12 protein-coding genes are annotated in these 13,400 nt (G+C 57.6%); 3 read left to right on the top strand and 9 right to left on the bottom strand.

Going from position 1 to position 13,400, the window contains the following annotated elements:
• Nucleotides 1-14: 14 nt before the first annotated feature.
• The 4 genes from GS605_RS14590 to GS605_RS14575 form a co-directional block, all read right to left on the bottom strand.
• Nucleotides 15-1,388, bottom strand: coding sequence for a type II and III secretion system protein family protein (locus GS605_RS14590; protein WP_171636859.1), 1,374 nt, complete (start codon nt 1,386-1,388; stop codon nt 15-17).
• Between the two features lie 193 nt (nt 1,389-1,581).
• Nucleotides 1,582-2,460 (bottom strand): Flp pilus assembly protein CpaB, encoded by an 879-nt coding sequence (gene cpaB, locus GS605_RS14585; RefSeq protein ID WP_171724434.1) that lies wholly within the window; start codon nt 2,458-2,460, stop codon nt 1,582-1,584.
• A 293-nt stretch (nt 2,461-2,753) separates the two neighbouring features.
• Entirely contained in the window at nt 2,754-2,981 is a 228-nt protein-coding gene (locus GS605_RS14580; RefSeq protein WP_171724433.1) for a hypothetical protein, read from the bottom strand.
• 303 nt (nt 2,982-3,284) lie between these two features.
• Nucleotides 3,285-3,512 (bottom strand): Flp family type IVb pilin, encoded by a 228-nt coding sequence (locus GS605_RS14575; protein ID WP_171724432.1) that lies wholly within the window; start codon nt 3,510-3,512, stop codon nt 3,285-3,287.
• Between the two features lie 353 nt (nt 3,513-3,865).
• Between GS605_RS14575 and GS605_RS14570 the strand changes: the two genes are divergently transcribed.
• The gene (locus tag GS605_RS14570; RefSeq protein WP_171636865.1) at nt 3,866-4,732 is read left to right on the top strand and encodes a lytic transglycosylase domain-containing protein; all 867 of its coding nucleotides are present in this window, start codon (nt 3,866-3,868) and stop codon (nt 4,730-4,732) included.
• A 37-nt stretch (nt 4,733-4,769) separates the two neighbouring features.
• Here the strand turns inward: GS605_RS14570 and GS605_RS14565 are convergent, their stop codons facing one another.
• Together GS605_RS14565 and GS605_RS14560 are read right to left on the bottom strand one after the other, a co-directional pair.
• The gene (locus GS605_RS14565; protein WP_171724431.1) at nt 4,770-5,396 is read right to left on the bottom strand and encodes a 3-oxoacid CoA-transferase subunit B; all 627 of its coding nucleotides are present in this window, start codon (nt 5,394-5,396) and stop codon (nt 4,770-4,772) included.
• Nucleotides 5,396-6,100 carry a CoA transferase subunit A gene (locus tag GS605_RS14560; protein ID WP_171724430.1) on the bottom strand — a complete coding sequence of 235 codons (705 nt, stop codon included), beginning with the start codon at nt 6,098-6,100 and terminating at the stop codon, nt 5,396-5,398. The genes GS605_RS14565 and GS605_RS14560 overlap by 1 nt, the downstream gene beginning before the upstream one ends.
• A gap of 163 nt (nt 6,101-6,263) precedes the next feature.
• Here GS605_RS14560 and GS605_RS14555 point away from each other — a divergent pair, with 163 nt between their 5' ends.
• Entirely contained in the window at nt 6,264-6,641 is a 378-nt protein-coding gene (locus tag GS605_RS14555) for a hypothetical protein (RefSeq protein WP_171636869.1), read from the top strand.
• 72 nt (nt 6,642-6,713) lie between these two features.
• On the opposite strand, the gene topA is transcribed toward GS605_RS14555, so the two are convergent.
• The 3 genes from topA to tldD form a co-directional block, all read right to left on the bottom strand.
• On the bottom strand, nt 6,714-9,341 hold the full coding sequence (gene topA / locus GS605_RS14550; RefSeq protein ID WP_171636871.1) for a type I DNA topoisomerase: 2,628 nt from the start codon (nt 9,339-9,341) through the stop codon (nt 6,714-6,716).
• Nucleotides 9,342-9,508: 167 nt separating this feature from the next.
• Entirely contained in the window at nt 9,509-10,633 is a 1,125-nt protein-coding gene (dprA, locus tag GS605_RS14545) for a DNA-processing protein DprA (protein WP_171724429.1), read from the bottom strand.
• A 238-nt stretch (nt 10,634-10,871) separates the two neighbouring features.
• Nucleotides 10,872-12,293 (bottom strand): metalloprotease TldD, encoded by a 1,422-nt coding sequence (tldD, locus tag GS605_RS14540; RefSeq protein WP_171724428.1) that lies wholly within the window; start codon nt 12,291-12,293, stop codon nt 10,872-10,874.
• A 176-nt stretch (nt 12,294-12,469) separates the two neighbouring features.
• Here tldD and coxB point away from each other — a divergent pair, with 176 nt between their 5' ends.
• Complete coding sequence (coxB, locus tag GS605_RS14535) at nt 12,470-13,381, top strand: cytochrome c oxidase subunit II (protein WP_171636878.1); 912 nt, start codon at nt 12,470-12,472, stop codon at nt 13,379-13,381.
• Nucleotides 13,382-13,400: the final 19 nt, after the last annotated feature.

The following is a 13,400-nucleotide window of genomic DNA, read 5'->3' as shown; positions in this document are numbered from 1 at the left end:
TCCTATCCTCCTGATCAATCTAGGACGTAGCCGTACGAGCTGCCGAAGCTCTGTTTGGCAACCTCAGACGCTCCGCCGGCGCCCGCGCGCTGTGTGCGCGCCACCCGACCGTTCACGAACAGGTCGAATTCGCTGGGCGGTTTGACCCGATCGGTTGGAAGCGCAAGAGTTTCGCCTCGAGTCGGTGAAACTAGATGCGCCGTGATTATGATGACAAGTTCACTTTGTTCACGCTGGTAATCAGCGCTGCGGAACAAGGACCCCAGAACCGGCACATCTCCCAGCCACGGCACTTGGTTGACTTGGTCCACAAAGTTGTCCTGAAGCAGTCCGGCGATGGCAAAGCTTTCCCCGTCGCGCAGTTCTATTGTGGTCTTGGCTTCCCGCACGATAAAGCTGGGAACGGTGTCTCCATTGATCGTGAAGTTGGTGCTGGTGTCGATGCTCGAAACCGAGGTGCCCATTTCCAGATTGATCAGGTCGCCGTCCACAACCCGAGGAATGAAGTTCATATTCACACCGAAGGGTTTGTACTCGATTGCCACGACACCGTCGTCTTGCGGCACCGGAATCGGAACTTCGCCACCAGCCAGAAACGTTGCTTCCTGACCGGACAGGGCTGAAAGGTTCGGTTCGGCAAGGTTGCGAACAAGGCCCTTCGACTCGAGGGCTTGCAGAAGTAAGTTGACTTGTGCCGATCCGACCCCGAAGCCAAACAACAAGACACCATTTTCCACTGTGACAGGGGGAACAAGGTTCTGCGGATTGAAACCACCGACAAAATCAGTGCCCGCAACTGAAAGCGTTGAAGAAAGCTCTTTAGCGACCGAGCGGTTCATCTCGGCAAAGCGAACTTTCAGCATGACCTGCTGGACGCCACCCACAGACATCAGGTTCGATACACGTTCGGGCGCGTACCGTTCAGCCAATTCAAGTGCGCGGGCCAGTTTGGCCGAGCTGGAGATCGTACCGGACAAAACAATGCCATCATTCGCTGTGCGAACCTCGATGGGTTCATTGGGCAGGATTTGACGCAGACGTTCCTTGAATTCCGTAACATCTGGTGCGACCCGGACGCGGACATTGGCCAAAAGATTGCCTGCGCCGTCAAACAGTGTCAGCGTGGTCAGGCCCGGGGCCTTGCCCAGAACATAGATCGTGCGCTCGGACAACGATGAGATGTCTGCAATGCCGGCATTGGCAATGCTGAGCTCTGCGAAAGGTTGTTCGCTTTCCACAACAATCGCGCGGTTCATCGGAACTTCCAGCGTTTCCACTGTGCCCTTTTTTACCACGCGAAGGGATTCAGCCCAGGCGGCATCGCCGACCGGGCCCATAAAAAGCGACAACCCCAGCAGGGTTGCGCTGATCCAGGAACGTATTGTCATGTGACCTGCCTCTCCGATCACGCCTCGTTTTTTGGGTCTTATGCCCTATGTGCAAAGAGACTGCGCGAAATCCGAATTTATTGCAATAATCAATGGTTTCTGGAATTTTCCTTATGTGGAGAATTGGCAACAACAACAAGAAAAGAGCCGCATCTGAGATGCGGCTCCGATCTTGTAACACTCTGAATTGGCGTCAATTTGTACAAGGGATAGGCACGTTGACAATCTCGCCACCGCGTCTGATGCGCGTCGTGCAGACCTGTTCAACCTCTTCCTTCGGTTCCGGAGCGGCTGCCGTTATTCCAAGCAGTTTGCGCTGATCCACCTCGATTGCCGACGCAACAGAGTCATCCTGCACCCCAACAAGGGCCAGTGACAGCCGCCCGGTGTTCTGGGCCTGCGCGAGTGCTGCGACCTGTTCCGGCGTGGCTGCGACCGTGACTGTGCGTGCAATCGTTGCGCTTGCGACGTCCGAACCAGCGGTCTGGTCGACCGCGATGAGTTGAACATTGGTTTCGATCAGCTTGGTGATGCCGCCGGTGTTGCCCTCGATGGTGCCGCTTGATCCGGTCCAGTAGATGTCGACATTGTCGCCGGGACGCAGGAAGCCTGAAACACCAGAGGCCACGTCGACGCTGATTGCAAAGGCGCGCATACCTTTTTCAAGTCGAGATGTTAGGCCAGCCGATTCGCCTGGACGCGTGATCTTGACCTCCATAATCGCCTCGTCTTTTTCCATGGTTCTCAGAATATAACGCTCATTGGCGCCACTTTCGGGAAACAGGGCAGTGAGATCAGAGAACGTACCTTCGGGAATCGCGTTTTCCGGCCAGTCTACAGCGCGTACGTCTTCCTGCGTCAGGCGTTCACCGTATTTTAGAGGACGATTTGAAACGTAAACAGTTACCGTCGGAATGACATCGACTTTGGCATTGGCCAGCGCTTCTTCTGCCGCTTGTTTCTGCCGTGCCAGTTCGCTTTGATAAGCCGCAATATAGTTGCGCGCCATGTAAACGGCGCCCCCAGCCAGAGCAACGCCGACAATCAGGACAAGTCCGAATACCGCTCGCATACATGCACCTCTTTCTTATTTAGTCGGATACTAAGCGGCCAAAGGGCCACTTTGAAACAGCCCAAGCGTTAAATGTAAATTGTGTCGAAATGTGGGACAAAAATGTCTGCTTGTTAGATTCTGCGTCAGCTTTCGCACAATTCCGCAAAACGACTGCTGTCATTTCCTTACGGCAGGCCAGACGAAGAACAACGAAACAAACGCCGCGCCCCAAAAAGGCCGCCGCGTTTATTTGCCCTACACGTTCACCAACAAGCTCAGGAAAGTGGGTGAATGTGAAAACTCGCTGTGGTTCAGTTGGTTCCCGCTGTGACGAGACCGCCAGGCCCGGTGTTCGAGCCGGTGCTGACAACAGAGGAACTCATGGCTTGGTTGATGTTACCGCCGATACCATCAACACTTGAGCTGATGACGAGGTAGGTCGCGCCTGACAGACCGATCAATACTGCGGTCAAAACCACCCAGTCAACGGTCACCGCTCCTGCTTCGTCCGATTTGAACCGATTAAGGAACTTTAGCATCTACATATCTCCAATACGACAATTCAGTGTTTCCCGTAACGTCGCCCAACAGTGGTTCGTTCGGATGGCGGAAATCAGGCCAAAAGTTGATTTTGGTGAATATATCTAAGATTCAGCACTTTTTCTCGTGTTCCTTATTGCGGTGAGACCTGAAAAGGGCGTGACTAATTCGGTGGCACTCGTGATGTGTCGGGCGGCGTCATGTCTATTAGCCTGTATTTTTGCCTCAGAAGTACCGGTACTTCTGAAACAAAAAAGACCGCGCCTGAAGGCGCGGTCTCGAAATCTTGCTAAACCAGAGGCTTAGTTGGTGCCTGCAGCTGTGATACCACCTGTTGCGGTGTTGCTGCCGGTGCTGATCGACGATGCTTGCAGAGCGGTGTTCACGTCTGTTGCCAGGCCGGTCGCGCCAGCCGAGATCTGCTGGTATGCAACGGCTGCCAGGCCGATGACTGCTGCGGTCAGAACAACCCAGTCAACTGTTACTGCGCCGTCTTCGTCTTTGCGGAAGTTCTTGATGAACTTGATCATGTTACGTCCCTCCTAAAGGATCAAAAAGAGTTTAACAAACCTCGGCGTTCTTCAGAGCTTTCTCTCTCAGGCCGCTCATGTCCGTCTCGGTATGGATTAATGTTTGCCTGTTGTGCGTGGCAGGAATTGGGCCAAACACAGATTTTTTTTCGTACGGCTTAACTTTTTGGTTATAGTTTTTATAACATATTGAAAATAAAAGATAAAAAAATCACAACGATTGAAGCAAAGGCCCTATAGCGATGCAAAATTGCGCCAAATGAGGCGAAACTGCCCCATTTCGCTTTGTTTTTCTGGCCTTGCGGGAAGATTCGGGGTTCAAATCGCCTAAAAAGAAAACATGAGGCAGGCAAATGAATCTCCGGAACGCACTTCAATGCGCCGGTGTGCTGGCGTTTCTGATATCGGGTACTGCATCCGTAAATGCGACCGAGACAGAGCCGCGCGGCGTATACAAGCGCGTCAAAGTCCCAAAACCCGGTGAACGTCCGCGTGTGACCGTGCAGATCACTCCGGAAGAACATGCAGCCAACCCTTCAGCGCCCAGCACGGGCACTGAACTGGTGGTGCCGGAAATCATCGCGCGTACCAAAGTCGCTCCGCTGCCGGCGCCCGGTGCGGAAGTCAAACGAGATCCCAAAGGATCGTACAAGGCTTTCTGGAACTTGATTTCACCGCACATTGATGAAGGTGGGGCCGGGCGGCTTGACGCGGCGATCAGCGCCCTGGCCGCAACCAACGTGAGATCACCGCGACTGCAATCGCTGCAAGATATCGCAAAGGAACGCGGGATCGATATCCTTCGTTCCACTGTGGGAACCAATGTTTCACCTGCGCTGGTGCTTGCGGTCATCTCGGTGGAATCGGCCGGGCGTACAGACGCGGTCAGTTCCGCAGGCGCGCAGGGGCTTATGCAGTTAATGCCCGCGACAGCGGCCAGATTCGGGGTAAAGGACAGCCTTAAGCCCTCTGAGAACATTGCGGGCGGTGTAAAATACCTCAACTGGCTGATGGAAGAGTTCGGGAATGATCCAATACTTGTATTGGCTGGATACAACGCAGGAGAGGGGGCCGTACGCAAACACAGCGGTGTGCCACCCTATGCTGAAACCCGGGACTACGTGCCAAAAGTCCTCGCCGCGTTTCAGATCGCGCGGGCTTTGTGCGCAACGCCGCCAGACCTGATTTCCGATGGCTGTGTTTTTCAGACTTCCAACTAACAAGGCCCGCCGTGATCCGGCGGGCCTTTCCATTTGATCAGTAAACGATTGTTGCTTCCGTTGCGGCGCGCAGCTCATCTTCGCTGACACCTTCCGCCAGTTCGACGATTTTCAGACCGCGTTCAACCACATCCAGCACACCAAGATTGGTGATAATGCGATCCACGACGCCCTTTCCGGTCAGTGGCAGGGTGCATTCCTTCAGGACCTTGCTGTCGCCGTGCTTGTTGGTGTGATCCATCACGACAATCACCCGGCCGACGCCTGCAACCAGGTCCATCGCGCCGCCCATGCCTTTCACCAGCTTGCCGGGGATCATCCAGTTTGCCAGATCGCCTTTTTCATCCACTTCCATGGCGCCCAGAATCGCCGCTGCGATCTTGCCGCCGCGGATCATGGCGAAGGACGTGGCACTGTCGAAATAGGCCGTGCGGGACAGTTCGGTGATCGTCTGCTTGCCTGCATTGATAAGGTCCGGGTCTTCTTCGCCCTCGAAGGGGAAGGGGCCCATGCCCAGCATGCCGTTTTCCGATTGCAGCGTGATGTCCTTGTCACCCACATAGTTTGCCACCAGCGTCGGGATCCCGATACCCAGGTTCACATACATGCCGTCTTCCAGTTCCTCTGCCGCGCGTGCGGCCATCTGATTGCGGTCCCAGGGCATTATGCTTCCTCCTTCTTGCGGGTGGTGCGCTGTTCGATGCGCTTTTCGTGTTCGCCCTGAATGATGCGATGCACATAGATACCGGGCAGGTGGATGCAGTCGGGGTCCAGCGAACCACGCGGAACGATCTCTTCCACTTCGGCCACGCAGATCTTGCCGCAGGTCGCGGCAGGAACGTTGAAATTACGGGCGGTCTTGCGGAAAACCAGATTGCCGGTGTCGTCAGCCTTCCAGGCTTTGACGATGGCCAGATCGGCAAAAATGCCTTCTTCCAGAATGTAGGTCTCGCCGTTGAAGTCCTTGTGCTCTTTCCCTTCGGCTATCACGGTGCCGACGCCGGTCTTGGTGTAGAAGCCCGGGATGCCCGCTCCACCGGCGCGCATCCGTTCGGCCAGTGTTCCCTGGGGGTTGAATTCCAGCTCCAGCTCACCGCTCAGATACTGGCGCATGAACTCGGCGTTTTCACCGACATACGAGCTGATCATCTTCTTGACCTGCTTGGTCTGCAACAGGATGCCGATTCCGAAATCGTCCACACCGGCATTGTTCGACGCAAAGCTCAGGTCTTTGACGCCCGAATCCCGGATGGCCTCAAGCAACAATTCCGGAATGCCGCACAGGCCAAACCCGCCTGCGGCAATCAGCATGCCATCCGACAGCAGCCCATCGAGCGCCTCGGTGGCATTGGCATAGACTTTCTTCATGGAAAACTCCCCCAATGACATGGTGATGGGCTGGTTGTGCCGTCGCGTCACGGGGAAGTCAATGAAACCAAGGGGTAGGTGGTATTTCTACCAATAGAATGAGTTGTTGCAATGAAACAGGCGATTCAGCATAAGCGCTGTACCGTTATAGGAGATTGAAAACATGGAACGAATTTGGGTCGGAGCAGCCGCAGGTATTGCGCTTTTGGCTATGTCAGCCTGTGAGCCTGATCAGGCGGCGGTACTTCAGCTCGATGATAACAAGATCAAAGTTGTTGGTACCGGATATTCTGAGAAGTCTTCACTTGAATCTGCAATTTCAACCGCCAACGCACGGTGCGCACAGCAGGGCAAAGAGGCCTTCGTTCTGGCCAGCGATACCGGCTATCAGGGGGTGGACAAGAATGCAGCCCTGATCATCGATGTCCTGACGGCTGCTGCCCAGAACTCAGGCAGCGCACCCGGCTACTATCCTAGCTCAAGCAGCTCGGAAGACTGGCAGACGACGCTCGAAGTGCGATGCGGCCCACAGCCCAGGTAATTTGCTGACAGCCCCCCGCAATGCCGAAACGGCGATTGTGGGGGGCTTTTTCAACCCCGACCACCTGTCAGACTAGGTTGTTGCTTTCTTGGTGGTTGCTTTCTTTTTAGACGTGGCCTTCTTCTTGGTGCCTTTTTTGGCAGCGCGCTCGTTGACAAGCTCGATGGCCATTTCCTGCGTTACGTCCTCGGGTTTGATGTCTTTGGGGATCGTCGCGTTGACCTTTTCCCATTTCACATAAGGCCCATAGCGCCCGTCCAGAACCTGCATCGCGCCGCCATCGGGATGCTCACCCAACTCCTTCAGAGGTTTCGCCGCGGCCCGCCGTCCACGACCGGGGTTTGCCCGTTTTTCGGCCAGCAATTCAACGGCGCGGTTCATGCCGATCTCGAACACGTCATTGGGGTCTTTCAGATTGGCGTAGACCGGCTTTGCCTCCTCCGGCAGCTGATGCATCAGGTAGGGGCCGAACCGCCCGAAATTCGCGCTGATCATGCCGCCTTCGGGGTGTTCGCCGATCTGACGGGGCAGGGACAGAAGCGTCAGCGCCTTTTCCAGATCCATGTCATCCTTGCTCCACCCGCGCGGAAGGGATGCGCGCGGGGGCTTTTTGTTCTCGGGCGTGGGTTCGCCCCGCTGAACGTAAGGGCCGAACCGGCCGGACTTCAGCCAGATCTCATCCCCGCCATCTTCGCCCAGCAGCCTTTCGTCACCTTCCGCGCCTTCACCGGCAATCGGGCGCGTATAGGTACATTCCGGATAGTTCCCGCATCCGACGAACCCACCCGTACGAGAGGTCTTCAGGTGCAACTGACCGGTGCCGCATTTCGGGCAGATACGCGGATCGGACCCATCCTCGCGCGGCGGGTACAGCTGCGGAGCCAGAGCTTCGTCTAGCTTATCCAACACTTCCGAAATCCGGAGCTCGGAGGTCTCGCCAATCGCGGCTGAAAAATCACGCCAAAACTTGCCCAGCAGATCCTTGTAGTCGCGCTCCCCGGCGCTGACGTCATCCAGTTGCTCTTCCAGATTCGCGGTGAACTCGTAGCCAACATACTGGCGGAAGAAGTTCAGCAGGAAGATGGTGACGATCCGGCCCTTTTCCTCGGGGATCAGCCTGTTCTTGTCCTTGCGGACATATTCCCGGTCCTGGATCGTCGTTACGATCGAGGCATAGGTAGATGGGCGCCCGATCCCCAGCTCTTCCATCCGTTTGACCAAAGTGGCCTCGGTATAGCGCGGGGGCGGTTGGGTATGGTGTTGAAGGGCCAGAACGGATTCGTTCTCGGACAGGATTGCTTCTTTCGCGATCTTGTCACCGCTGTCGCTGGTCGCCTTGGCAAACTGATCCTTCAGAGAGGCTTTGGCAAAACGGGCCGGATCGCCCTGCGTGATCTGTGGCAGGCGCTTTTCATCCTCGTCCGCGACGTCATCCCGGCCTTCTTCGTATACCCGCATGAACCCATCGAACATTACCACCTGGCCCGTGGCGCGAAGGCCGACCTGACCGTCGTCGCTGCCGATCTCGACGGTGGTGCGCTCCAGACGTGCGGCAGCCATCTGACAGGCGATGGTGCGTTTCCAGATCAGGTCATAAAGCTTGCGCTGATCCTCGTCTGTCACTTTCAGCGCCTTGGCGTCGCGCGACATATCCGTCGGTCGGATACACTCGTGGGCTTCCTGCGCGTTCTTGGCCTTGTTCTTGTAGATGCGCGGGCTGTCCGGCACATATTCTGCACCGTAGCGATCCGCGATGGCGTCGCGGGTCGCGGCCACGGCTTCGGGCGCCATATCGATCCCGTCGGTCCGCATATAGGTAATGTACCCGGCCTCATAAAGCCGCTGCGCCACCTGCATTGCATGGCGCGCGCCCATGCCGAATTTGCGGCTGGCCTCCTGTTGCAGGGTCGAGGTCATGAACGGAGCGCTTGGGTTACGTGCGGCGGGTTTGGCCTCGACCGATGTCACGCTCAGCGCGCGGCTGGTGATCGCCTGAACCGCCAGCTCGGCCTGTGTCGCATTGGCCAGATCGTGCTTGTCCAGCTTCTTGCCGGCCAGCGTGACCAGACGCGCCTCATAGGTCTGCCCGCGCGGTGTCTCGAACAGCGCCCGAACCGACCAGTATTCCACCGGCTTGAATGCCTCGATTTCCATCTCGCGCTCGACGATCAGGCGCAGACAGACGGATTGCACGCGACCCGCCGATTTCGCACCCGGCAGTTTGCGCCACAAAACCGGAGACAGGTTGAACCCCACCAGATAATCCAGCGCGCGGCGGGCCAGATAGGCCTCGACCAACGGCATATCGACCTGACGCGGGTTCTGCATCGCCTCGGTCACGGCGTCCTTGGTAATGGCGTTGAAGGTGACGCGGCTGACGGGCGTATCCTTCTTGATCGAGCGGCGTTTGGTCAACGCCTCCTGTAGGTGCCAGCTGATTGCCTCGCCCTCGCGGTCGGGGTCAGTGGCGAGGATCAGCGCATTGTCTTCTTTCAACGCGTCGGCAATGGCCTTGACATGCTTGCGGCTGTCGTTCCCGACCTCCCATTTCATCGAGAAGTCATGTTCAGGATCGACCGATCCATCCTTTGGCGGCAGGTCCCGCACATGGCCGTAAGAGGCCAGAACCGTGTAGTCGGGGCCCAGGTATTTATTGATTGTTTTTGCTTTGGCCGGAGATTCTACAACAACTACGGGCATTTAAGGGGAAACCTCGCTCGACGAATTTGGCGCCTTCTATGGTGGTGCAAAATGTGTGGGGCAAGCGGGAATTGTCAATGCGTTCCTTTCGTCGGTGGAAAAGCGCCGTGATTTCAGTGCGCTATCACAAATCTTCAGAAATCGGGCACGCCGGAACGAGGGTGCGATCAACTTGCCAGCGACAACAGACCTCCGGGCTGACGCTGGATTCGCCCATCAAGTTCAAGGTCGATCAGCGCCGGTCCAAGCTCACCGGCCGAGGCCGCGATATCCCGCAGCAATTGATCTTCGGCGATGGGCGAGGGGCCAAGCCGCGCGATGATTTGCTCGTGCAGGTCTCTTGCAGGACGCATGATTGGTTCCGAGGGCGGTTCGATTGGCCGGGAGATCAGGTCGTCCTGCCTCGGCAAGGCTTCAATAACGTCTTCAGCAGATCGGACAAGTGTGGCGCCGTCACGAATCAACAGATTGCAACCGGCGGCCCGCGCGTCGAACGGATGGCCGGGAACGGCCAGAACCTCGCGCCCCTGATCCAGTGCGTCCCGTGCCGTGATCAGACTGCCGGACTTGGCGGCTGCCTCGACGACGACAACCGCCTGCGCAAGCCCCGAAATGATCCGATTTCGGCGTGGAAAGTGCCGGGCCTGGGGTGTTACGCCCATCGGTTGTTCCGAAATCCGCAAGCCGCGGGACGCGATGTCATGGGCCAGTTCCGTGTTTTCGGCGGGATAGATCACATCAACGCCACCGGCCATGACTGCCACGGTGCCAGTCTCCAGCGCGGCCATATGTGCGGCTGTATCGATGCCACGCGCCAGGCCAGAGACGATTACGTGCCCCTTGCTGCCCAGTTCGGTGGCCAGGCCACGTGCCATCCGCGCGCCGAGCGAGGAACAGTTTCGCGCGCCGACCATCGCAATCGTTGGTTTTTGCAGCAGCGAAACGTCTCCGATCGCCCAAAGCAGCGGCGGGGCTTCGCTGAGTCCAGCCAGGGCCGCGGGGAAATCAGCGGACCCAAGGCACAAAAGCCGCGCTTTAGCGGCTTTTGCGGCCCTGAGTTCCGCCTCGATCACGCCGGGGGGGCAGGTTTCATACCCTTTTATACCGGCGGCGCGTGCCATTTCAGGCAGCGCGGCCAGCGCGTTCTGCGCTGAGCCATGTTCGCGAAGCAGCCGACGAAATGTCGCCGGACCGACCTTGCGAGAACGCAACAGACGAAGCCACGAGAACCGGTCCTCTTCCGTGGTGGGTGGGAGTGGGGGGTGATTGGAAGAAAGCTGCTCTTCGGTCATCCGTTGCTCCGCCTTGTTGCAGAACTGGTTTACGGGACAGGCAGTTAACAGCTTGTGAATCGTCGAAAATTAGAACTGTTTTTTTGCAATTCTGTCAGAGAAAAGCATAGAACACATTGATAATAAGCAAAATAAATAATGCTCAGTCAGAAAGGGCGCTTTGGTCGCCTAAGGCAATTTTCGCGAAAAAAGAGACGCCGGGTTAACCCTGCGCCTCCGGGAACGCGCCGCTTCCGACTCAGGCGGCCGAACCACCGACAGTCAGCCCGTCCATCAGCACGGTCGGCTGGCCAACACCCACCGGCACCCATTGCCCGTCCTTGCCACAGGTTCCCATACCTGGGTCCAGCGCCATATCGTTGCCCAGCCCGCGGATGCGTTTCAAGGCCGACGGCCCGTCACCGATCAACGTGGCGCCCTTGACCGGCGCGCCGATTTTGCCGTTTACGACACGATATGCCTCGGTGCACGAGAAAACGAACTTGCCGTTGGTGATGTCCACCTGACCCCCGCCGAATCCAACGGCCCAGATGCCGTCCTTGATATCAGCCACCAGGGCCTGCGGGTCGGCTTCGCCACCCAGCATGATCGTGTTGGTCATGCGCGGCATGGGTTTGTGCGCATAGCTCTGCCGCCGCCCGTTACCCGTAGGAGCAACCCCCATCAGTCGCGCATTCTGGCGGTCCTGCATGTATCCGGTCAAAATACCGTCTTCGATCAGCACCGTGCGCGCGCTGGGCGTGCCCTCATCATCCACGGTGATCGAGCCGCGACGATCAGCAATCGTGCCGTCATCCACCACGGTCACGCCTTTCGAAGCAATCTGCTGCCCCATCAACCCGGCAAAGGCCGAGCTGCCCTTGCGGTTGAAGTCGCCTTCCAGGCCGTGGCCGATGGCCTCGTGCAGCAGGATGCCCGGCCAGCCGGGGCCAAGCGCGACTTCCATGACACCGGCCGGTGCAGGAACCGCGTCCAGGTTGACTAGTGCGATACGCAGGGCTTCGCGGGCCTTGGCCTGCCAGTCGGCGGGGTCGATCAACCCGCTCAGGCCAACCCGGCCACCACCACCGGCGGATCCGCTTTCGCGGCGTCCGTTCTGTTCGACAATGACCGACACGTTCACGCGGGTCATGGGGCGCACATCGCGGACCATCACACCATCGGGGCGCAGAATCTCGACCTCTTGCACGGCTGCCGCGATCGTGGCGCTGACCTGAACCACACGCGGGTCCAGATCGCGGGCGAAGGCGTCGATCTCACGCAATGTCTCGATCTTGACCGGGAAAGCGGCAGAATCAATCGGGTCTTCGTCCGTATAGAGGCGCGTATTGGTGGAGCGCGGAGCATCCGCCAAGACCCCGCCGCCATCCCCGACAGCCAGTCTTGCTGTTTCCGCCGCCCGTTTCAGGGCAGGAATCGAGACGTCTGTGGAATGCGCATATCCAGCCACTTCACCTTGTACGGCACGCAGCCCGAACCCTTCCGACGCATCGTAAGACGCGGTGCGCAGACGGCCGTCATCGAACACGAGAGACTCGGATTTTCGCCGCTCGACAAACAGCTCTCCGTCCTCGGCCCCGTCCGTGGCCGAGCGCAAAATGGCAAGCGCTTCATCGTGTGGTAGAGCGCTTTCAAACGGGCGAAACGGGGCGTCGGACATGGGTTGCGACCTTTCGGGTTTGATCCAGATCAAAAATAGCGTCTGTTTGACGCAAGCATTTTGCTTTATCTACCCGACGGAATATGGTTTTTAACGCGGCCAAAGACAACGGGAGAGGTGCGACCGATTCACACCTTTTCGCCAGGGACGCAAAGATCAAACGATCAGGACAGAACATGAAGAATGCTTTGATGCTTTCAGGGTTTATGACAGCCCTCTCCAGCCTTCCAGCCATGGCTCAGGAGCTTGAGATTATTGGCAAGCCGGTTGACGGCGGTATGGGCTTTCAGCCCGCGGCCACCAGCCTTGCCACGGGAATTCAGCGTCTGGACGGCATGATTCTGGTGATCATCACCGTCATCTGCCTGCTGGTTGCCGGCCTGCTGGTTTATTGCATCGTGCGTTACAACGAACGCGTTAACCCGAAACCGGCGCGTTTTTCACACTACACCCCGGTTGAGATTGCATGGACCCTTGGCCCGATCCTGATTCTGGTCTTCATCGGTGCGTTTTCGCTGCCGGTTCTGTTCAAACAGCAGGAAATTCCGGAAGGCGACATCACCATCAAAGTCGTGGGCAACCAGTGGTACTGGACCTATGAATATGTTGATCACGATTTTGCCTTTGACAGCTACCTGCTGGGCCATCCGGCCACTCTGGACGAGGGCGCGCGCCCGGCCGACGCGGATGTGACTCCGTTTGTTCTGGATGACGCCATGCGCGCCAAGCTGGCAGATGCGGGTTACAGCGAAGACGAATGGCTGCTGGCCACCGACACTGCCGTTGTTGTCCCGGTTGGCAAGGTTGTCGTGATGCAGGTTACCGCATCTGACGTGATTCACTCCTGGACTATCCCGTCCTTCGGCGTGAAGCAGGATGGCGTGCCCGGGCGTCTGGCGGAACTTTGGTTCGAGGCCGAGAAGGAAGGCATCTATTTCGGTCAGTGTTCGGAACTCTGCGGCAAAGACCACGCTTATATGCCGATCACCGTGAAAGTCGTCAGCCAGGAAGCGTATGACCAGTGGCTGCAAGGTGCGATCGAAGAATATGCCGGTCTGCCGCAAAGCTATCAGGTTGCTTCGAACTGAGCACACTGAGGGCGGGTAA

The organism is Ruegeria sp. HKCCD7559 (assembly GCF_013110575.1).
Taxonomy (GTDB): Bacteria; Pseudomonadota; Alphaproteobacteria; order Rhodobacterales; family Rhodobacteraceae; genus Ruegeria.
The sequence above is the reverse complement of the archived record's forward strand: the minus strand, read 5'-3'. Positions and strand labels throughout refer to the sequence as shown.